The sequence below is a fragment of the Janthinobacterium sp. PSRC1-1 genome, from assembly GCF_049897525.1.
GTDB lineage: Bacteria > Pseudomonadota > Gammaproteobacteria > Burkholderiales > Burkholderiaceae_D > Janthinobacterium > Janthinobacterium tructae.
Map to the genome: position 1 here is coordinate 192,503 of NZ_JAFCWK010000001.1, position 20,389 is coordinate 212,891.

The 20,389-nt window shown below is 59.3% G+C and carries 20 protein-coding genes, 1 tRNA gene and 2 pseudogenes; 8 read left to right on the top strand and 15 right to left on the bottom strand.

The window, feature by feature from the left end; translation table 11 throughout:
* The first annotated feature begins 1 nt into the window (after position 1).
* From ACP7DW_RS00830 to ACP7DW_RS00840, 3 genes are read left to right on the top strand one after another with little or no spacing between them, the layout of a single operon-like run.
* Positions 2-1,273 carry a glycosyltransferase family 4 protein gene (locus ACP7DW_RS00830; RefSeq protein WP_426053789.1) on the top strand — a complete coding sequence of 424 codons (1,272 nt, stop codon included), beginning with the start codon at positions 2-4 and terminating at the stop codon, positions 1,271-1,273.
* A complete protein-coding gene (locus tag ACP7DW_RS00835) occupies positions 1,254-2,198 on the top strand; it encodes a UDP-glucose 4-epimerase family protein (RefSeq protein WP_426053788.1) in 945 nt (314 codons plus the stop codon). Before ACP7DW_RS00830 ends, ACP7DW_RS00835 begins: the two co-directional genes overlap by 20 nt.
* Positions 2,195-2,755, top strand: coding sequence for a sugar transferase (locus ACP7DW_RS00840; protein ID WP_426053787.1), 561 nt, complete (start codon positions 2,195-2,197; stop codon positions 2,753-2,755). The genes ACP7DW_RS00835 and ACP7DW_RS00840 overlap by 4 nt, the downstream gene beginning before the upstream one ends.
* Before the next feature lie 293 nt (positions 2,756-3,048).
* Here ACP7DW_RS00840 and ACP7DW_RS00845 read toward each other — a convergent pair.
* The 5 genes and pseudogenes from ACP7DW_RS00845 to ACP7DW_RS00865 all read right to left on the bottom strand — a co-directional run bounded on the left by ACP7DW_RS00845 (position 3,049) and on the right by ACP7DW_RS00865 (position 6,852).
* A pseudogene (locus tag ACP7DW_RS00845) lies at positions 3,049-3,796 on the bottom strand (integrase core domain-containing protein).
* 156 nt (positions 3,797-3,952) lie between these two features.
* The gene (gene rfbC / locus ACP7DW_RS00850) at positions 3,953-4,498 is read right to left on the bottom strand and encodes a dTDP-4-dehydrorhamnose 3,5-epimerase (protein WP_426053786.1); all 546 of its coding nucleotides are present in this window, start codon (positions 4,496-4,498) and stop codon (positions 3,953-3,955) included.
* Positions 4,499-4,533: 35 nt separating this feature from the next.
* The gene (rfbA, locus tag ACP7DW_RS00855; RefSeq protein WP_426053785.1) at positions 4,534-5,427 is read right to left on the bottom strand and encodes a glucose-1-phosphate thymidylyltransferase RfbA; all 894 of its coding nucleotides are present in this window, start codon (positions 5,425-5,427) and stop codon (positions 4,534-4,536) included.
* Complete coding sequence (gene rfbB / locus ACP7DW_RS00860) at positions 5,427-6,506, bottom strand: dTDP-glucose 4,6-dehydratase (RefSeq protein WP_426053784.1); 1,080 nt, start codon at positions 6,504-6,506, stop codon at positions 5,427-5,429. Before rfbB ends, rfbA begins: the two co-directional genes overlap by 1 nt.
* 106 nt (positions 6,507-6,612) lie before the next feature.
* The gene (locus ACP7DW_RS00865; protein ID WP_426085185.1) at positions 6,613-6,852 is read right to left on the bottom strand and encodes a hypothetical protein; all 240 of its coding nucleotides are present in this window, start codon (positions 6,850-6,852) and stop codon (positions 6,613-6,615) included.
* A 593-nt stretch (positions 6,853-7,445) separates the two neighbouring features.
* On the opposite strand from ACP7DW_RS00865, the gene ACP7DW_RS00870 reads away from it, so the two are divergent.
* Together ACP7DW_RS00870 and ACP7DW_RS00875 are read left to right on the top strand one after the other, a co-directional pair.
* Positions 7,446-7,658: a transposase gene (locus tag ACP7DW_RS00870; protein ID WP_426053783.1), complete on the top strand. Its 213-nt coding sequence runs from the start codon at positions 7,446-7,448 to the stop codon at positions 7,656-7,658.
* Positions 7,659-7,923: 265 nt separating this feature from the next.
* Entirely contained in the window at positions 7,924-8,292 is a 369-nt protein-coding gene (locus ACP7DW_RS00875) for a hypothetical protein (RefSeq protein ID WP_426053782.1), read from the top strand.
* Here ACP7DW_RS00875 and ACP7DW_RS00880 read toward each other — a convergent pair.
* Positions 8,221-8,577: a diacylglycerol kinase gene (locus ACP7DW_RS00880; RefSeq protein ID WP_426053781.1), complete on the bottom strand. Its 357-nt coding sequence runs from the start codon at positions 8,575-8,577 to the stop codon at positions 8,221-8,223. The two genes, ACP7DW_RS00875 and ACP7DW_RS00880, sit on opposite strands and share 72 nt — an antisense overlap.
* A 308-nt stretch (positions 8,578-8,885) precedes the next feature.
* Positions 8,886-9,146, bottom strand: a complete 261-nt coding sequence (locus ACP7DW_RS00885) for a hypothetical protein (protein WP_426053780.1) — start codon at positions 9,144-9,146, stop codon at positions 8,886-8,888.
* A 298-nt stretch (positions 9,147-9,444) separates the two neighbouring features.
* On the opposite strand from ACP7DW_RS00885, the gene ACP7DW_RS00890 reads away from it, so the two are divergent.
* The 3 genes and pseudogenes from ACP7DW_RS00890 to galE all read left to right on the top strand — a co-directional run bounded on the left by ACP7DW_RS00890 (position 9,445) and on the right by galE (position 11,467).
* A tRNA-Gly gene (locus tag ACP7DW_RS00890) sits at positions 9,445-9,518 on the top strand.
* Between the two features lie 92 nt (positions 9,519-9,610).
* Positions 9,611-10,291, top strand: coding sequence for a tRNA (guanosine(46)-N7)-methyltransferase TrmB (gene trmB / locus ACP7DW_RS00895; RefSeq protein WP_426053779.1), 681 nt, complete (start codon positions 9,611-9,613; stop codon positions 10,289-10,291).
* 155 nt (positions 10,292-10,446) lie between these two features.
* Positions 10,447-11,467: pseudogene (gene galE / locus ACP7DW_RS00900) on the top strand (UDP-glucose 4-epimerase GalE).
* A gap of 16 nt (positions 11,468-11,483) precedes the next feature.
* Here galE and rfbD read toward each other — a convergent pair.
* The 8 genes from rfbD to ACP7DW_RS00940 all read right to left on the bottom strand — a co-directional run bounded on the left by rfbD (position 11,484) and on the right by ACP7DW_RS00940 (position 20,333).
* Complete coding sequence (gene rfbD, locus ACP7DW_RS00905; RefSeq protein WP_426053778.1) at positions 11,484-12,356, bottom strand: dTDP-4-dehydrorhamnose reductase; 873 nt, start codon at positions 12,354-12,356, stop codon at positions 11,484-11,486.
* A gap of 241 nt (positions 12,357-12,597) precedes the next feature.
* Positions 12,598-13,884, bottom strand: a complete 1,287-nt coding sequence (locus ACP7DW_RS00910) for a Glu/Leu/Phe/Val family dehydrogenase (protein ID WP_071075270.1) — start codon at positions 13,882-13,884, stop codon at positions 12,598-12,600.
* Positions 13,885-14,031: 147 nt separating this feature from the next.
* Complete coding sequence (locus ACP7DW_RS00915; protein ID WP_426053777.1) at positions 14,032-15,012, bottom strand: LysR family transcriptional regulator; 981 nt, start codon at positions 15,010-15,012, stop codon at positions 14,032-14,034.
* A gap of 44 nt (positions 15,013-15,056) precedes the next feature.
* Positions 15,057-15,539, bottom strand: coding sequence for a hypothetical protein (locus tag ACP7DW_RS00920; RefSeq protein ID WP_426085142.1), 483 nt, complete (start codon positions 15,537-15,539; stop codon positions 15,057-15,059).
* Positions 15,539-17,362 carry a DNA helicase RecQ gene (gene recQ / locus ACP7DW_RS00925; RefSeq protein WP_426053775.1) on the bottom strand — a complete coding sequence of 608 codons (1,824 nt, stop codon included), beginning with the start codon at positions 17,360-17,362 and terminating at the stop codon, positions 15,539-15,541. Before recQ ends, ACP7DW_RS00920 begins: the two co-directional genes overlap by 1 nt.
* Before the next feature lie 6 nt (positions 17,363-17,368).
* Positions 17,369-18,214 (bottom strand): undecaprenyl-diphosphate phosphatase, encoded by an 846-nt coding sequence (locus tag ACP7DW_RS00930; RefSeq protein ID WP_071075274.1) that lies wholly within the window; start codon positions 18,212-18,214, stop codon positions 17,369-17,371.
* 167 nt (positions 18,215-18,381) lie between these two features.
* On the bottom strand, positions 18,382-19,530 hold the full coding sequence (locus tag ACP7DW_RS00935; RefSeq protein ID WP_426053774.1) for an MFS transporter: 1,149 nt from the start codon (positions 19,528-19,530) through the stop codon (positions 18,382-18,384).
* A gap of 32 nt (positions 19,531-19,562) precedes the next feature.
* Positions 19,563-20,333: a DeoR/GlpR family DNA-binding transcription regulator gene (locus ACP7DW_RS00940; RefSeq protein ID WP_426053773.1), complete on the bottom strand. Its 771-nt coding sequence runs from the start codon at positions 20,331-20,333 to the stop codon at positions 19,563-19,565.
* Between the last annotated feature and the right edge of the window lie 56 nt (positions 20,334-20,389).

Genomic DNA, 20,389 nt, shown 5'->3' on the forward strand with positions numbered 1-20,389 from the left:
AGTGCGCCTACTTGTTGTTACGCAGTACTTTTGGCCGGAGAACTTTCGGATCAATGACCTGGTTGCCGAACTGGTTGGGCGCGGCCACCATGTCACGGTTCTGACCGGCCATCCGAACTACCCGGCGGGTGAGTTTTTTAGCGAGTTTTTGGAAGCGCCAGAAAATTTCAACCAGTATGCTGGTGCGGACGTGGTGCGTGTGCGCCATACTGCGCGTGGCAAGGGGGGCGTGCGGCTGATGCTCAATTACCTGACATTCGCCCTGAGCGCGACATGCGGTGGGTTGTGGAAATTGCGGGGACGCGACTTCGATGCTGTTTTTTGCTATGAACCGTCGCCGATTACGGTCGGCCTTCCCGCTGCGGCATTGCGGGCGGTAAAGAAGGCCCCATTGGCATTTTGGGTGCTCGATTTGTGGCCGGAGACGTTGCATGCGATCGGCGTGGTGAAGTCACCGGCGATACTTAGTGCTGTTGGAAAACTGGTATCGTTTATTTATAAGCGCTGCGACCTGATCCTTGCTCAGTCGCGTGCGTTCGTTCCGAATATAGTGAAATATGCAGGTTCGTCGGCGCGGGTCGAATATTTTCCCAGTTGGGCGGAATCGGTATTCGACATGGCGGGAGTGGCACCTGCGGTCGAAATGCAGAGTGATACGTCGACGTTTATCGTCATGTTTGCTGGTAATGTAGGCGATGCGCAGGATTTTCCGGCTATTCTCGCCGCAGCGGAAATGCTGAAGGGGAATCGGGCAATTCGCTGGGTAATCGTGGGTGATGGCCGGCTGAGTGGCTGGCTCGCCGAGCAGGTTGTAGCGCGCGGCTTGTCCGAGTGTTTTATTTTGCTCGGACGCTATCCGGTCGAGCGTATGTCCAGCTTTTTCAAGCACGCGGATGCATTACTTGTTTCCCTCAAGGATGAACCGATTTTCTCGATGACGATCCCGGGAAAATTACAGTCCTACCTGGCCGCCGGCATTCCTTTGCTGGCCATGTTGAATGGCGAAGGCGCGGATGTGGTGAGACAGGCTAGGGCCGGTTTGACTTGCGGGGCGGGGGACCATGAAGGCCTTGCCAATGCCGTATTGGCAATGGCATCGATGACGCCTTCGGAACGTTCTGCCATGGGAAAAAACGGCTTGGGAGCGAGTGCCGCACAATTCAGTCGTGAGGGGTTGATTTCTCAATTGGAGCAATGGCTGGCCGAGATCCAGTCTCATCCAAGTGCAACCCAACAGAGATTAAAAAATGATAATGCTTGTTACAGGAAGTAATGGTTTTGTGGGCAAGTCGCTTTGCAGCACTTTGCGCGTAGGTGGAAGCACGGTGCGGGCCGCTGTCAGGAAGGCTGCCGGTGCCGGCGAAATCAATGTCGGTGACTTGAATGGCAAGACCGACTGGCGCGTTGCGTTGCAGGGATGTGATGTGGTTTTTCACTTGGCCGCGCGCGTCCATGTCATGTCCGACAGGGATGAAGATCCGCTGCGCGCCTACCGTGAGGTGAATGTGGATGGCACTCTTAACCTGGCCAGACAGGCGATCCAGGCTGGCGTACGCCGTTTCGTCTTTGTCAGCAGCGTGAAGGTGAACGGCGAGTCGACCACGACGCAGCCGTTCAGGTCGTCCGATGTGCCGATGCCCTGCGATCCTTATGGCCAGTCGAAGATGGAAGCTGAGCAGGCGTTGCAGCAGTTGGGCCGTGAGACCGGATTAGAGGTGGTGATCGTACGACCGCCGCTGGTGTATGGTCCAGGCGTGAAGGCGAATTTCCTGAATCTGATCAAACTGGTGCAAAAAGGTATCCCGTTGCCATTTGGCAGCATCAGCAACTTCCGCAGCATGGTTGCATTGGATAATCTGGTTGACTTACTAATTGTCTGCAGCAAGCATCCTGATGCGCCTGGTAACATTTTCATGGTGTCCGATGGGGCCGATATGGGCATCAAGGAATTGGTAACGAAAATTGCCAATGCGATGAACAAACGGCTCTGGTTGGTGCCAGTGCCAGTGGGGTTGATGATCGCTGCCGCAAAATTGCTGGGCAAGCAAGGTGTTGTAGATCGCTTACTCGGATCACTGCAAGTAGATATTGCACATACTCAAGCGACGTTAGCATGGCAACCAGTGGTTACGTCGCAGGCGGCAATCGACAAGACAGTCGAGCAGTTTTTTTTGGTGAATGACAGAACGAAAAAATGAAGAGATTATTTGATTTGCTTCTGAGTGTGATTGCGTCGGTGATCTTTTTTATTCCGCTTTGCCTGCTTGCCGTGGTGGTCAAGGCCACCTCTCAGGGGCCAGTATTGTACTGGTCGGATCGTGTCGGTCGTGGCAACCGTATTTTTTCCATGCCTAAGCTGCGTACCATGCGGATCGATACGCCGGTGGTTGCCACTCACTTGTTGACGGATCCAAAAACATTTTTGACGCCTGTCGGCGGTTTTCTGCGCAAATCCAGCCTTGATGAAATACCGCAGCTTTGGTGCATCATGCGCGGAGACATGAGCATCGTTGGCCCACGGCCGGCGCTGTTCAACCAACAGAATCTGATCGACATGCGGACTGAGCAAGGTGTACATTTGATTCGGCCTGGTCTTACCGGTTGGGCACAAATTAATGGCCGCGACGAACTGCCGTTGCCGGAAAAAGTAAAACTGGATTCGGATTACGTGCAGCGCCAGTCTTTCGGCTTAGACCTGAAAATCATCATGCTGACGGCCCTTAAAGTAGTTCGGCGCGACGGGATCGTGCACTAATCATTACAAAGGCTTATGTTGCCGACAGGTACAGGAATTCGCCCAGTGTTGCTTTCAGTCAGCCCTGGGTGAGCAGATGCATCCCGCGTCGTGGATCCGGAGCCAGAACAGGCAACGGCTTTGCGTTCACGCATGATTCTTGCGTGTTCGGTCGGCCCAACAATAAAGCCGTAGCGGCGCGATGGATTACGCAATAGGCCTTGTTCCGTGCCCGCGCTTGCGGTCGAAGACGCTTATTCGTGCTTTGCCGGGTAATCCCCCCCCCCTTTTTTAGATTGCGCTAAAAGTAGAGGTTAAGCGGCCAAGGCAAGCTTTTGTTTTGGTGTGATGCCGCCAAGTGCCATGTTGGGCTGGTCGTGATTGTAGGTCCACAGCCAGCGGGTTGCAAAATCCTGGATCTCATCGAGCGTTTCAAACAGGTGATGGGCCAACCAATCGTAGCGCACCGTGCGGTTATAGCGCTCGACATAAGCATTCTGCTGCGGCTGGCCAAGCTGGATGAAGTCGATGCGAATGCGGCGTTTGGCGGCCCAGGCCAGCGTCACGGCGCTGATGTACTCCGGGCCGGTATCGCAGCGAATAAGCCGGGGTTTGCCACGCCATTCGATGATCCTGTCGAGGGACCGGATGCCCCGTTCAGATGGCAATGAGAAATCAACCTCGATACCGAACCCCTCACGACTTGTAGTCGTCGATCACATTGAACAAGCGGATGGCTAATGCCAAATGCCTGACAGGCCAGTCCGATTGTGGCTGAACGCTGGGCCACGGCCCATTGCGCCATCTCCCGCCGCTGAGATGGCGCTACCATTTTTTTGTCAGGGCTTCCGCGACGATCTCGGCCTTCAAGCGCGCTTCGGCATACATCTTCTTCAGGCGCCGGTTTTCGTCCTCCAACTCCTTCATGCGGGCCATCAGCGAGGCGTCCATGCCGCCGAACTTGGAGCGCCATTTATAGAACGTGGCATTGCTGATGCCGTGCTCGCCGCACAGCTCTGGGACGGGTGAGCCGCCCTCGGCTTGCTTGAGGATGGCGATGATCTGGCTATCGGTAAAACGGGACGTCTTCTTGCAGAACCTTCAACAATCTGAATTTGGAAAATTCTACTTTTAAACGCGATCATTTGGTGGGGGGATTACCCCCCCCCCCCCGCCCGCGATCGAAGACACTTATTCATGCTGTGCCGCAGGTGTGGCTCAAGCGAAGACGTCGGCGTTGGCCAGCAGTGTTCCAGCCTTGTCTTTGTCTGACAGCAGCGGCTCACCATCCAAGGGCCAGTTGATGCCAATCGCCGGATCGTTCCACAAGATGCAGCGCTCGAATTCCGGCGCCCAATAATCGGTGGTCTTGTAGAGGAACTCGGCGCTGTCACTGGTTACCATGAAGCCGTGGGCAAAACCTTCCGGCACCCACAATTGACGTTTGTTAGCGGCCGACAGCACGACGCCGACCCATTTGCCGAACGTTGCCGAACTTTTGCGCACGTCAACGACGACATCGAATACTTCGCCGGCAGTGACGCGCACCAGTTTGCCTTGTGGGTGCTGGATCTGATAATGCAGGCCGCGCAATACTCCCTTCGCAGACTTGGAGTGGTTATCCTGTATAAATTCGCGCGTCACGCCGGTTAGTTCGGCGAAGCGTTTCTTGTTGAAGCTCTCATAAAAAAAGCCGCGGTCGTCGCCAAATACGGTTGGTTCGAGTATCAATACGCCAGGTATGTCTGTGGTCTGAATTTGCATGATCAATGAATAGGGTATAAAAGGTGCGGAGCGCCTCAGAATATTTTGTCGTCGAGCAAACGCAGCAGGTATTGCCCATACGTGTTTTTCTTCAACGGCTGGGCCAGTTGCTCCAGTTTGGCTGCGTCGATGTAGCCTTTTCGATAGGCGATTTCTTCAGGACAAGCCACTTTCAGGCCCTGGCGATTCTCGATTGTGGCGATGAACTGACCTGCTTCCAGCAACGATTGGTGGGTGCCGGTATCAAGCCATGCTATGCCTCTGCCCATCAGTTCAACATTCAGCTCGCCGCGTTCCAAGTAGACACGGTTGACGTCGGTAATTTCCAGCTCGCCACGCGGCGAAGGCGCGATGCCTGCGGCGATGGTGCATACCTGCTTGTCATAGAAGTACAGGCCGGTAACGGCGTAGTTCGATTTTGGCTTGAGCGGTTTTTCTTCGATGCTGACGGCGCGCCGTTGTTCATCGAAGTCGACCACGCCATAGCGTTCCGGGTCGTGTACATGATAAGCGAATACGGTAGAGCCGCTGGCCCGCGCCGATGCTTCGCGCAATTTCGCCTCAAAGTCGTGACCGTAATAAATATTATCGCCCAGGATCAGGGCCGATGGCGCGTCACCGAGGAACTCCTTGCCGATGATGAACGCCTGCGCCAGGCCATCGGGAGACGGCTGTACGGCGTAAGTCAGGCTGATACCCCACTGACTGCCGTCGCCCAGCAACTCCTGGAAACGCGGCGTATCCTGAGGTGTCGAGATGATCAGGATATCGCGTATGCCGGCCAGCATGAGCGTGGTCAGCGGATAGTAAATCATCGGCTTGTCATACACGGGCAGCAATTGCTTCGATACTGCCATGGTGACTGGATACAGACGCGTGCCGGACCCGCCGGCCAGGATGATGCCCTTGCGTTCGATTGCTTTGCTCATCAATTTTCCTCCTGTACCGTATCGCGTGACGTGTAATTTTTTTCCACCCATCGCAAGTAGTCACCCGATTGCACGTCGCGTACCCATGCCTGGTTCTCGAGATACCATTGGACTGTCTTGTGGATACCGGTTTCAAATGTTTCCGCCGGCTTCCAGCCCAGTTCACGCTGGATCTTGCGTGCATCGATGGCGTAGCGCCGGTCATGGCCGGGGCGATCCTGCACATAGGTAATTTGCTCGCGATAGCTGCCCGTGGCTTTCGGGTCAAGCCGGTCAAGTATATCGCACAGGGTATGCACCACTTCCAGATTGGCCATTTCGTTCCAGCCGCCTACGTTGTAGACCTCGCCCAAGCGGCCTGCTTCCAGCACACGCCGAATAGCCGAACAATGGTCTCCTACATACAGCCAGTCGCGTACCTGCATGCCATCGCCATAGATTGGCAAGGCTTTGCCAGCGCGGGCATTGCTGATAATCAGGGGAATTAATTTTTCCGGGAAATGGAAAGGGCCGTAATTGTTTGAGCAATTCGTCGTCAGTACGGGCATGCCATAGGTATGGAAATACGCGCGCACCAGGTGATCGGAGGCGGCTTTGGATGCTGAATAGGGACTGTTCGGTGCGTATGGCGTGGTTTCGGTAAATGGTGGATCTTGCGGCCCCAGCGTGCCATACACTTCATCGGTCGAGACGTGCAGGAAACGGAAGCCATCCTTGTCAGCGGCGTTTAGTTCCGACCAGTAGGCGCGTGCTGCCTCGAGCAGACTGAAGGTACCGTTGACGTTAGTTGAAATGAATTCGCCTGGGTTGTGGATCGAACGATCGACGTGGCTTTCCGCCGCAAAATGCACGATGGCGCGTGGCCTGTGTTCTGCCAGCAAGCGCGAGACATGGGCAGTATCGCAAATATCGCCGCGTACGAAGATGTGTCGCGGATCTTGTTTCAGGCTGGCTAGATTGCTGAGATTGCCTGCATAGGTCAGTTTGTCGAGGGTAATGACGGGCTCATCATTGAGCGCCAGCCAATCACGTACAAAATTAGAGCCGATAAATCCGGCGCCGCCAGTAACTAAAATCATGCTGTTATCCTTTTTTCACTTTGGAAAATTATACCTGGTGATAATTCTTCATCGGTGAACACAACCTCGTGAAAATGACCTGCATGGTTTAGGCAGGTTGATAATGTCATTGAAACGCACAAGCCTTGCCACTGCCTGTATCAGGGTAGATCCGGGTACCGCAGTTGACAACGTTCTTGCCATGACCTTGCCGTAAGCCTGTCACGCCGGGCCTTGCTGTAAATAATAGTCGCTCCGCTCGCCGGGTAATCGAACCCAGATACAGGTTTTTTTCCTTGATGAATACATGCACTCCAGGCAACGCTTCAAAAAAGATGACTGGGTGGATCGTCGTCGCTTGGCTCATCCGGCAGTTTTCTCACGCTTTGCGGGTATCCTGGATATGAGCTACCGGCAGTCGCATCTTTGGGGGGGGCGACGCCCAATGGTTGGGAGTCATCAAATTCTAAGTGAGATTTGAGTGCCGTCATTGACTTTTTCATCGTCCGTTAGTTGGCCGGCGCGTAAGCGCTACGCTATAAAGCGATGACTTTTAGCAGTAGAGCCAGATACACGCGCCATTACTCCCCATCGCACAGCAGGAAGCAGGTTTTGCTATTCATGCATTTGATGCTATCTATGCGTGAGGGCAGGCGCTTGTCGGTGAAGGCTTGAGCTTAGACAAATCCAGTGTTTTCGGTCGTAGCCTGGGTACTGCCGGTTCGCCACGATGACCACCTAGGGCAGCTTTCATGGGATGCGCGTGATGTCGTCCTGCATTATCGACTGCAGTAGCAGGGCTTATCCGATTTAAGTATATCACGCACGTCCCCAGATGCAAATGGCCTCGTACTTCAAGAATGCGTTCGGGGGCAGTTATCAATGGGGCTTGAAATAGCCCCTTGATTCACCAGACACAGCCTATGCGTTATTTTTACGGATAGGAATAGGACTGTGCATATGACTAGGAACCAGAAAACAATCGAGGTGGTGATGGTGAACCAGGAGCGCCGCAGGCGCTGGTCTGCGGAGGAAAAAGCGGCGCTGGTGCGCGAGACTTACGAGCCAGGCATGAACGTATCGCTGGTGGCGCGCAAGCACGGCGTCGGTGCAAGCCAGCTATTCAACTGGCGCAAGCTCGAACGGGAAGGCGCGCAGAGGCGGAAATCCTGAAGGAGGCCGTCGAGTTCGCTCGCGAAAAAAGTGGATTGCGCGCTCGCCCTTGTCGGGCAAGGACGACCAGTGAAGCCGGTCTGCTCTGCCCTTGGCGTAGCGCGCTCACACGTCGCCCAGTTGCTGGTTCGCCCCGCGGACTGGATCGACGGGCGCACCATGCAGACGTTCCACCAGCCTGCCGACGCCATCCTGGTCGACGCCGTGCGCGCTGACCTATGGCTACCGCCGTGCTGGCGCTCTGGTCAACCGCACGCGCGCCTTGATGGGCCTGCCAGCAATCAATCACAAACGGTTTTATCGCGTGATGAAAGCAAACAGTTTGCTGCTACCCAAGGCGCCCAAACGCCCAGTAAGCAGCCGCGTGCACAATGGCGTGGTGGCGGTGGACGAACCCAATCAGCGCTGGTGCTCGGACGGCTTCGAGATCGCCTGCGACAACGGCGAAGTGGTGACCGGTGTGTTCAAGAAGGATTGCTGTGACCGCGAAATCATTGCCTGGCGCGCCTGGGCGGAACGTGGCCTGCCTGGTACATTGCTAGCATTGGTTTTTCAACGCGTTTTAGACCGCCGCTACGTCGATCAAAAAAGCAATAAATACACATACGGCGCTGGTACTAAGGATGAGTACTGAGCCAGCGGCGCAATCTTTGGCGATCTTGATACTGGGATGCAGGCTGGGATGCAAATGATCGATCATTTGCTCAAGGGCCGTGTTGAACAGTTCAGCGGCCAATATCAAACCACAATTGAGTAAGAGCAGCGCCCACCACATCATGGCGGGCCTATACCAGGCCAGTACGCCTATCACTATGAGGGCGGCAATGCACTGCAGGCGAAAGCTCGATTCCAGGCGGAAAGCTGCAGCAATGCCTTGCAGGGCAAATCCCATGCGTTTGAGGAAAGGCTGGTTTTTCATTGAGGCTGAAGCAGTTGTATGAAGCGTTGGATGGGCATAACACGAGAATTCTTATTGACGATGAGTATACATAGCGGAAATATGATCTGGAATGCGATATTTAACTGCTTTAAAGGCAGAATTGCGCCCGTATGCTGAGAACTCGTTTGAAAAAATAAAAGCCCATTTTTCAATCAAATGAAAAAGGGCTTTTATTGTGAAAGATGCACATCACGGAGGATGTGACTTTCATTGCATCAGACTTCGGCGCCCAGTCTGGGAACAAACTGGTGTTCGAGTCTATCTGTCGCTGCCTGGGCAGCTAAGAATTAATGATGGGTGGTGGTACCGTGGTGAGTCGTGGTCGAGTCCGAGCTGGCTGCACCGGCTACAACGGCAACGGCTGCGCCGATTGCGATCAGGGCGCTGGTGCTCAGGCCGGCAACGGTGCCGCCGGCAGCTGCACCGGTAGCGCCAGCTGCAGGAGCAGCTGCTGGTGGCACAGGAGCGCCGCCAACTGGAGCGGTGGTTTGAGCAAATGCTTGCGTCGAAGCGAACAGGATTGCCGAAGCGATCAGAATTTTCTTCATGGGGATATCCTTTTAGGTTGAACAGGGGAAATACTAAACTATCACATGATTGTAGCAACATTTCCCCTGCTAGTCTGCATTGCACCATTGATGGATGCAATAATTCATTGTATTTTAATCTAATAGTCAGGCAACTCCCTTTGAAGACTGTGATTGACGTTGTTCCATGTCAACAAAATCAGCTCGCTATCGGTGGTTCAGCAAATGTTTTGTGACTCGTACTGATGCCGGCTTCAGCGAGGTGAACATCGCCGGGAGTTTGCCAAGTCCTTCCCATCCCGCGTAAAATGCAGGCTTCGCGGGTGTAGCTCAATGGTAGAGCAGAAGCTTCCCAAGCTTACGACGAGGGTTCGATTCCCTTCACCCGCTCCATTTTCTGCTGGCGCCTGGCTTCGTGCGGCGCGGCCACTATTTTCTTCATTCCCATGTCTTCAGATACCCCAGCAAACGGCCCAGCGCGGCCAATGATGTACGATCCGACCGAACACCGCATCCGCAGTTTCGTGACCCGCGCGGGACGGCTCTCCGTGGCGCAGGCGCGCGCGCTTGAGACGCTGGGTCCGCAGTTCCTGTTGCCTTTCACCAAGGAGTCTGTGGATTTCGAGCAGGTTTTCGGCCGCAAGGCGCCCGTCATCTTGGAAATCGGCTTTGGCATGGGCGCCACCACGGCGCATATCGCCAAGGCCATGCCGGAGAAAGATTTCATCGGCGTCGAAGTGCATACCCCCGGCGTCGGCAGCCTGTTGAAACTGATCGGCGAGGAATCGCTGACGAACCTGCGCCTGCTGCAGCACGACGCAGTGGAAGTACTGACGCACATGATTCCGGCCAATTCGCTGGCCGGCATCCACGTGTTTTTCCCCGATCCATGGCACAAGGCGCGCCACAACAAGCGCCGCCTGATCCAGTCGCCATTCGTCAAGCAGCTGACCGATCGCCTGGCGCCAGGTGGCTATCTGCATTGCGCCACGGACTGGGAAGATTATGCGGTGCAGATGCTGGATGTGCTGGGCACCGAGCCGCAATTGCGCAATAGCGCCGATGGTTACGCGCCACAGCCCGCGTACCGCCCTCTGACCAAGTTTGAAAACCGCGGCTTGAAGCTGGGCCATGGCGTGTGGGATCTGGTATTCATCAAGAAATAAACAGGCGTTGACAGCATGCCTGACCGTATCCGTATGCATAAAACAAGCCTGCCGCGGTGACGTCGCAGGCTTTTTTATTGTTCAGCCTGCCTTGCGCGGACGAGCCAAGCCAGGGAAATTCCGTTGGTCTTGTATTTTTTGCATTGATTGGCATTATGACCAAGAAAATACTTGTCACCGGCGCATCCGGGTTCATCGGTTCGCACACTTGCGTTGAATTGCTTGCCGCCGGCTTCGAGGTGGTCGCCGTGGATAATCTGTGTAATAGCGCGCGTGAAGCGATGAGCCGCATCGAGCGCATTGCCGGCAAGAGCGTGCCGTTTTACGAGGCTGACGTGCGCGACCGTGCCGCCATGGCCGCCATCCTGCGCGAACACGCCATCGATGCGGTGATCCATTTCGCCGGATTGAAGGCGGTGGGGGAATCCGTGGCGCGACCGTTGAGGTAGATGGACAACAACGTGACGGGCACGGTGGCGCTGCTGGAAGTGCTGGCGGCGGCGAACGTGAAGCGTTTTGTGTTCAGTTCGTCGGCCACCGTATATGGCGATCCGGAAGCCTTGCCCATCCTGGAAACGTCGCGCCTGTCCGTGACCAACCCGTATGGCCGTTCCAAGCTGATGGTCGAGCAGATCCTGGGTGACCTGGTCGCGGCCGATCCTCAGTGGCAGGCAGGGGTCTTGCGCTGCTTCAACCCGGTGGGCGCGCACGCCAGTGGCTTGATCGGCGAAGATCCTGCCGGCATTCCGAACAACCTGATGCCCTTCATCGCCCAGGTGGCCGTGGGCCGCCGCGAGCGCCTGGCCGTGTTCGGCAACGACTATGCCACGCCGGACGGCACGGGCGTGCGCGACTATATCCACGTGGTCGACCTGGCGCTGGGCCATGTGGCGGCGCTGCACCGCCTGTTTGCCACCGAGGGGGGGCTTTACCGTCAACCTGGGCACGGGCCATGGCTACAGCGTGCTCGACACAGTACGGGCCTTCGAGGCCGCCAGCGGCCGCGCCGTGCCGTACGACATCGTGCCGCGTCGCCCTGGCGACATCGCCAGCCGCTACGCCTCGGCCGACAAGGCGCGTGAACTGCTGGGCTGGCAAGCGCAGAAAAACATCGACGACATGTGCGCTGAGCACTGGCGCTGGCAGCATCAGAATCCCCAGGGCTACCTTGCCTGAAGAATGGCCGATGTATTTAGTTCTGGCATAGCAGCAATGCATCATGCCAGTTCGGCAAGCTGCAAAAGGTGTCCATCAGCTTTTGCGACGACAGTAGCGAATTGGCAGGACGCTGCGCCGGCAGCGGATACTGCGACGCCAGTATCGGCGACAACTGCGGCTTTTTCGTCACCGATGCATGTGCCATGATCGCTTCGGCAAAACCAAACCACGTGGTTTTTCCTTGCGCCGCCAGGTGGTAGAGGCCGGTGTGCCGGTCCCACCACGCCTGCTGGTCGGCGGCGCACAGGCTTTGCGCGACGATGTGTGCGGTGGTGTCGGCGATGGTGCGGCTCCAGGTCGGGGCGCCGAATTGATCCGAAACGATGTTCAGCGCCTCGCGTTCCTGGGCCAGGCGGCGCATGGTGAGCAGGAAGTTTTTACCATGCGTGCTGTACACCCAACTGGTGCGTAGGATAAGGTGGCGCACGCCGGTGGCTTGAATGGCCTGTTCGCCCGCCAGTTTGCTGCTGCCGTAAATATTCACCGGGCAAGGGGGATCAGTTTCCAGGTAGGCACCGTCCTTGGTACCGTCGAATACGTAGTCGGTGCTGTAATGTATCAGCGTGGCGCCGAGTTTCCTGGCTTCCTCCGCCATGACGCCCGGGGCTTCGCCATTGATGCGCAGTGCCAGTTCTGGTTCACGCTCGGCCTGGTCGACCGCAGTATAGGCGGCCGGGTTGACGATCAGCGTCGGCTTCACACTGCGAATGACGTCCCGCACCTGCTGCAGATCGCTCAAGTCCATTTGACGGCGATCAAGCGCGATAATTTCTCCCAGGCCTTGCAGGCTGCGTTCCAGTTCATAGCCAACCTGGCCAGTTTTTCCGGATATTAAAATTCGGCTCATGGCTATTCCTATTTGTGTTTATATTAATAGTATGCCTGAAGGTGCTGGATTGAGTGAAAGATCCCGTCAGTTTTTCAGTGCCTTGTCTGGTAAGAGTTGACACGCGCCGCCCATGAAAACATCCCGCTCACACGTCAGTGTGGCGGGATTTTTTAATGAGGTGCCAGCAAGCCGATAGCGCCTGAAAAATGCCCAGGGCTAGGCACGGCAACAACGCCCTGGGCTTTTTCTCAGGCAGCCATCAAGGGTACAGGCCGCGCACTTCGCGCGCCTGCAGCACGCGGGTGCACGCCAGGATGAAGGTGGCGGTACGCATCGACACTTTCTTTTCTTGCGACACTTGCCATACCGCGTCAAACGCTTCGCGCATGATGCGCGTCAGGCGGCTGTTGATTTCTTCTTCGGTCCAGAAGAAGCTCGAGAAGTTCTGTGCCCACTCGAAGTAGCTGACGGTCACGCCGCCGGCGTTGGCCAGCACGTCCGGCACGATCAATACGCCGCGGTCGGTCAGGATGTCGTCCGCTGCCGGCAGGGTCGGGCCATTGGCGCCTTCCAGGATGATCTTGGCGCGGATGACTTGCGCGCGTTCAGCCGTGATCTGCTGTTCCAGCGCGGCCGGGATCAGGATGTCGCAATCGATGCCCCAGAAATCTTCGCGTGGCACGAATGCCTCGGCGCCCGGGAAGCCTTCGACGCTGCCCACTTCGGCCACGTGTGCCAGCAATTGCGGGATGTTCAAACCGCCCGCATGCACCACGGTGGTCTTGTGGTCTTGTACCGCGACGATTTTCGAACCGGCTTCCGCGAACATGCGTGCGGCGACGCCGCCCACGTTGCCGAAACCTTGCACGATGACTTTCGCGCCTTCGAGCGACATGCCGACCTTGGCGGCCGCATCGCAACCGACGACGAACACGCCGCGGCCCGTCGCATCGCGGCGACCCAGGCTGCCGCCCAGCGAGATCGGTTTGCCCGTCACCACGCCGGTCGACATATTGCCGCCGATCATGGCGTAGCTGTCCATCATCCACGCCATGACTTGTTCATTCGTGTTGACGTCCGGCGCCGGAATATCCTTGTTCGGTCCGATGATCATGCTGATCTCGCTCGTGTAGCGGCGCGTCAGGCGTTGCAGCTCGTTGCGCGACAGGGTCTTCGGATCGACACGGATACCGCCCTTGGCGCCGCCGTATGGCACGTTGACCGCTGCATTCTTGACCGTCATCCAGGCCGACAGGGCCATCACTTCCGACAAGGTCACGTCCTGGTGGAAGCGCACGCCGCCTTTACCTGGGCCGCGCGACAGATTGTGCTGCACGCGGTAGCCTTCGTAGTGGGCAATGCTGCCGTCGTCGCGCTCGATAGGCACGTCGACCGTCAGGATGCGCTTTGGACGCTTCAGCGTTTCCACCCAGCGCGACAGGTTGCCCAGGTACGGCGTAACGCGGTCGATCTGCTCGAGGTAGACGCCCCATGGGCCCAGGTCTTCAGGATTGAGGTAGGAAGGAAGTGCGTGCTTGCTGGTCATGCTTGAAAGCTCCTGACAATACGAATACGTTAGAGGCGCAACCGGGATGCAGCTGCGCGCAGCGGAACCGCATCGTAGGCGATAGCCTCATGCCCCGGCCAATGCTTTGTGCGCATCCGGTTATGCATTTATTGCATAGTTAGGAGATCAGGATGGCGTTGCGGTGACAGCCGCGCGCCGGCGTTTTTTTCCGCCGCGCGCGGCATTTTCCTGTGCCTGCACCAGGTACTGCCACAGGCTTTCGACGATCTGCTTGCCGGGACGCAGGCTTGACGGGCGTTCGCGGTACAGCCGGATTTCCAGCTCGATTTCCCAGCCTGGCGCGCCGCCGTCGGCGCGCGCCAGGTGCTTGTATTTGACGTCGCGCATGACGGCCGATTCGGGCAGGAAGGCGATGCCGCGCCCTTCCAGCGCCATCATTTTGAGGCCTTCGGCCATGTCCGTTTCGTAGCAGGTTTCCAGGAACAGGGGGGCCTTGGCATCGGCCACCAGCAATTCCACCATGCGTCCCAGGTAGGCATTGCTGGTGTAGGAGAGGAAGGGCAGCGGTGCCTTGGCGCTGCCGGGCAGGACGAAGTCCGGCACCTTGTCCTGGCCGCAGCGCGCATACGCGCGCACGGTTTCGCGGCCCATCACCAGCATGTCGTAGCGGCCTGGGTCGAGCTGCACCGGCTGGCGCGGATGGTGATAGCACAGCAGCAGGTCGCAGCCGCCGTCGACCAGTTGCAGCACCGCGTCGTGCACGTTCAGTGCCATCAAACGGCTGTTGATCGGTGCAAAACCCTCTTCCAGCGCCGTCAGCCACTTCGGCATGAAGGTCAGCGACAGGGTGTGCGGCACGGCGAAATCGACGCTCGTTTGCGTGGCCGCCCGCTTGCCGCGCAACAGGGCGCGCACGCCGTTGATCTGCCCCAGCATTTCCAGTGCCTGCTCGTAAAACACGGCGCCGGCCGGCGTCAGGCGCGTGGGATACGAGGTGCGGTCGACCAGGTCGATGCCGAGCCAGTTTTCCAGCGACTGGATGCGCCGCGAAAAGGCTGGCTGGGTGACGTGGCGCAGGGCCGCGGAACGGCTGAAATTATGCGTTTCAGCGAGCGAGATGAAGTCTTCCAGCCATTTGGTTTCCATCGCGGCAGCGTTCCGTTATCAAGGGCAGGGGCAAAGTAAAGTGGTCAGGGCGTATCGGGCGATGCCGCCGCCTGGTACAGCGCGGCGGGCAGGCCGAAGAAGGACGGCGGGCCAAGCGTCGTGCCATCGAGCGAGCCGCCCGCGTTCAGGCCCTTGTTGATGGCCGACAGCAGGGAGCTGCGTTCGGCCAGGTTCTGCAGCAGCGCGCGCGGGCCGTTGTGGAAGGTGTGCTGGGCGATGTCCAGGGCGACGACAAAGATCGGCTCGCGGCGCAGGGGGAATTCCACCCACTCGCCGTCCTCGTCCTGGGCGCGGAAGGTGTCGGGCAAGGTCATGTTTTCGGCGCCGGGAAGGTGCGACGCCAGCACCAGGCCGAAGGCTTCCGGCACCACGTCGGCCAGGCGGCGCACGGTAAGGTCGTCGCCGACCAGGGCACGGACTTGCGCTTCCAGCGCGTCGTCGGCATCGGGCCGGGCGCCGAGGATTGTCACGGCCTGATAGATCAGGTCGGGCGAGAGTGCTTCCATCACATCATCTCCAGGATCATGGCGACGATTTCGTCGCCGTACGAGGCCAGTTTTTTCTCGCCCACGCCGCTCACGCCGCGCATCTGCTCGAGCGAGGTGGGTTTGGCCTTGGCGATTTCGCGCAGGGTGGCGTCGACGAAGATGACGTAGGCGGGCACATTGTGCGTGCGCGCCGTCTCCACGCGCCACCAGCGCAGCTTGTCGAAGATCGCCTGCTCGCTGGTCGACAGGTCCGTCTCGACATAGCCTTTCGCCACGCTGGTGCTGCGCTTGCTGGTTTTGACCGGTTTCTGGTACTGGCGCAGCTGCACTTTCTGGCCGCCCTTGAGCACGGGGCGCGAGGCGTCCGTCAGTTTCAGCGAGCTGTATTGTTCATGGTCGACCGAGACGAGGCCCAGTGCGATGGCCTGGCGCAGGATGGCTTTCCATTCCGCTTCGCCCAGGTCCGAGCCGATGCCGAAGACGGACAAGGAATCGTGGTGCCAGGTCTTGATGCGTTCCGATTCCACGCCGCGCAGCACGTCGATCACGTGGCCGCCAGCGAAGCGCTGGTCGACGCGGTAGATGGCCGACAGCAGTTTTTGCACGGGCACGGTGCCGTCGAAGGACACGGGCGGTACCAGGCAGGTGTCGCAATTGCCGCACGGCGAAGCCGGTTCGCCGAAGTATTCGAGCAAGCGCATGCGGCGGCAGCTGAGCGTTTCGCACAGGCCCAGCATGGCGTCGAGTTTCACGCCCAGCACGCGCTTGAAGGTGTCGTCCGCTTCCGATTCGTCGATCATGCGCCGCTGCAGCACCACGTCCTGCAAGCCGTACGCCATCCAGGCGTTGGCGGCCATGCCGTCGCGGCCAGCGCGACCCGTTTCCTGGTAATAGCCCTCGATGCTTTTCGGCAGATCCAGATGCGCCACGAAGCGCACGTCGGGCTTGTCGATGCCCATGCCGAAGGCGATGGTGGCGACCATGACGATGTTTTCTTCGCGCAGGAAGCGCGCCTGGTTGGCGCTGCGCTTGGCGTACTCCATGCCGGCGTGGTACGGCAGGGCGCGGATGCCGCTCTGGTTCAAAAATTCCGCCGTCTCTTCGACCTTCTTGCGCGACAGGCAGTAGACGATGCCGCAGTCGCCCGTGTGTTCCGTGTTGATGAAGTCGAGCAGCTGCTTGCGGCCATTCGCCTTTTCCACGATCTGGTAGCGGATGTTGGGACGGTCGAAGGACGAGACGAACTGGCGCGCGTCTTCCAGCTGCAAACGCAGGGCGATTTCGGCGCGCGTCTGCGGGTCGGCCGTGGCCGTGAGCGCGATGCGCGGCACGTCCGGGAACTGCTCGTGCAGCACCGACAGCTTGATGTATTCGGGACGGAAGTCATGGCCCCACTGGGCCACGCAATGCGCCTCGTCGATGGCGAACAGGGAGATCTTCGACGCCTGGAACAGGTCCAAGCAACGCTGCGTCATCAGGCGCTCGGGCGCCACGTAGACGACGTCGATGCCGCCCGTGCGCACCAGGCGCTCGATGCGGCTCGCTTCTTCGTAGGTTTGCGTGGAATTGAGGAAGGCGGCGCGCACGCCGACTTCCTCCAGCGCGTCCACCTGGTCCTGCATCAGCGCGATCAGCGGCGAGACGACAACGCCCACGCCATCGCGCAGCAGCGCGGGAATCTGGTAGCACAGCGACTTGCCGCCGCCCGTGGGCATCAGCACCAGCGCGTCGCCGCCATGGCTGACGTGGTCGACGATGTCGGCTTGCTGGCCGCGGAAGGCCGGATAGCCGAAAACGGTTTGCAGCAGGTGCAGCGCGCGCTGGTTAAGATCTTGATTCATAGTGCCTTATTCTGCCCAAACAACCCAGCCGTAGTGGGCGCTGGCCAGGACCAGCAAGCCAAACACAATGCGGTACCAGGCAAAAAACGTGAAGTCGTGCGAGCTGATGTAACGCAGCAGCCAGCGCACGCACAGGAAGGCGGAGATGAAGGCGGCCACGGTGCCCAGGCCGAACAGGGGCACGTCGGTGGCCGACAGGATGTCGCGCGCTTTGTACAGAGAATAGGCGGTGGCGGCCAGCAAGGTCGGGATGGCCAGGAAGAACGAGAATTCGGTAGCCGTCTTGCGCGACAGGCCCAGCAGCATGCCGCCGATGATGGTCGAGCCGGAACGGCTGGTGCCGGGAATCAGCGCGAACGCCTGCGCGCAACCCACTTTCAAGGCGTCGAGCGCGGTCATTTCATCGACCGAGTTGACGCGCACGGTGACGGGGTTGGTGCGCGCGCGGCGCTCCACCAGCAGGATGATGATGCCGCCGATGATGAAGGCCATGGCCACCGGCACGGGCTTGAACAGCGCATGTTTGATCATCTTGCCAATCGCCAGTCCGATGACGGCCAGCGGCAGGAAGGCGATGGCCACGTTCAGCACGAACTTGCGCGATTTGACCTCGGTGCTGAAGGTGGACAGCACGCTGCCGATGCGCTGGCGGTATTCCCAGCACACTGCCAGGATGGCGCCGGCCTGGATGGCGATCTCGAAGACATCCATGACTTCTTTCGAGACATCCTTGGTAAAGTCGAGCAGGCTGCCGGCCAGGATCAAGTGTCCGGTGGAGGAAATCGGCAGGAATTCGGTAAAACCTTCGACCAGCCCCATGATGATGGCTTTTAACGCAAGAATGAGATCCATAGATGTATAAAAGAGTATAAGTACGGGTATAAGTGGCAGGATGGGGTGAGCGCGTGGCGCCAGCAATGCGCGCGGGGTCGAAGCTTACCACGACAGCGGCTTGCCGACCTGATTTGGGCGCTGACGGACGGTGCTTTTTAGTGCCGTCCGCCAGGCAAGAGGCAGGATCAGGAAACCTGTTTTGCCGGCGCCACCAGGCGCGCGCTGGCCGCCACCAGCAGCAGGGCCGCGCCCAGCATGGCGAAGGCGATATTCAGGCTGGTGGCGTGCGCGACAAAACCGATGACGGCCGGACCGGCCAGGATGCCGGCATAGCCGATGGTGGTGATGGCCGCCACCGCCAGGCTGGCCGGCATGGCGCGCTGGTTGCCGGCGGCCGTGAACAGGATGGGCACGATGTTCGCCGCGCCCAGGCCGATCAGCACGAAGCCGGCCATGGCCAGGCTGGCGTGCGGCGCCAGCACTGCCAGGAAGAAGCCTGCCGCCGCGCACAAGCCGCCAACAGTAAGCACCCGCTTGCCGCCAAAGCGGCTGACCACCTTGTCACCGGTGAAGCGGCCCAGCGTCATGGCGATGGCGAAGGCGGCGTAGCCGAGGCCGCCCTTGGCTTCCTCCACGCCGCGCGTGGTGGTGAGGAACAGGGCGCTCCAGTCGAGAATCGCGCCTTCGGCCAGGAAGACGATAAAGCACAGCAAGCCGATGAAAATGACGGCGCCATGCGGCATGACGAACAGCGGCGTCTTTTCGCCCGAGGCGGACGCCGTCGGCAGCAGATGGCCTTGCGCCGCACCCAGCACGCCGCACAGCAGCAGCATCACGACCACGCAGGACCAGGCCGGTGTCAGGCCCAGCCACAGCAGCAGGGCCATGCAGGCCGCACCGGCGAAGCCGCCCACGCTGAACAGCGCATGAAAGCCCGACATCATGGCGCCGCCATTGGCCTTTTCAATGATCACGGCCTGGATGTTGATGGCCACGTCGAACGTGCCCATGGCCGCGCCGAACACCAGCAGCACCAGGCCCAGTTGCAGCGGCGTGGCGGCCAGCGCCAGGCCGGGCAGGATGGCGATCAACAACAGGCCGGCGCCGACGATGACCTTGCGGCAGCCGAAGCGGCTTGACAGCATGCCCGTAAACGGCATGGCGCACAGCGAGCCGGCGCCCAGGCACAGCAGCAAGATGCCGAGGGTGGCCTCGTCGAGGCCCAGGCGCGACTTGGCGTAGGGAACCAAGGGCGCCCAGGCGGCCATGCCGAGGCCGGCGGCGAAGAAGACCAGGCGCGTGGCGCGTTGTTGCAGGGTACCGGTGAGATGCATGGGAGAGCTTTTCAAGAGTCGGTTGGATAACATCAGGCGCGGGCGCGCAACACTTGCACGCCCAGCCGTTGAAAGGCGGCCACATGGGCCGCGTCGGCATCGGCTTCGAGCACCAGGTGCTGCAGCAAGCCCGTGGCCAGCACGCCGAAGGGGGCGGCCGTGCCCAGCTTGTCGCTGGTGACGGCGACGACGACGGCCTTGCTGGCGCCGGCGATGCTGCGCTTGAATTCGGCCTCGTCATAGTTGAACGCCGTCACGCCCGCGTCCGCGTCGGCGCCGCAGGCACCGAGGAAACACAGGTCGGGATGCATGCGCTCGACCGTGCGCAACGCCTGCGGTCCCAGGCTGGCGCCCGCGCGGCGGTCAACCCTGCCGCCAGCCATGATCAGCTCGATTTCCGGGCGTTCCATCAGCGCCATGGCAATCGCGGGCGCGTTGGTGATGACAGTGAGCGCCAACTCTGGCAAGGCGCCGGCGATGGCCAGATTGGTCGAGCCCGCATCGAGAAACAGCACCTGGCCGGCGCGCACGAGGGACACGGCGGCCTGCGCCAGGCGCGCCTTGCGTTCCGGCGCTTCCTGTTTGCGCTGGGTCAAGGTGCCGCCGTCGGGCGCCAGCGGCAGGGCGCCGCCATACACGCGCTGGCACAGGCCGGCCGCCGCCATCTCGCGCAGGTCGCGCCGTATCGTATCTTCGGACACGTCGAGCTGGCGCGCCAGGTCCAGCGCCAGCACGCGGCCGTCGGCGTGCAATTGTTGCTGGATCAGCGCATGGCGTTGTTTGAGGAGCAGGGTGGCGGACATGGGTCTATTCCTAAAACGTGCATGAATGCGCATAAATATACGCAAACGTGCAAAGC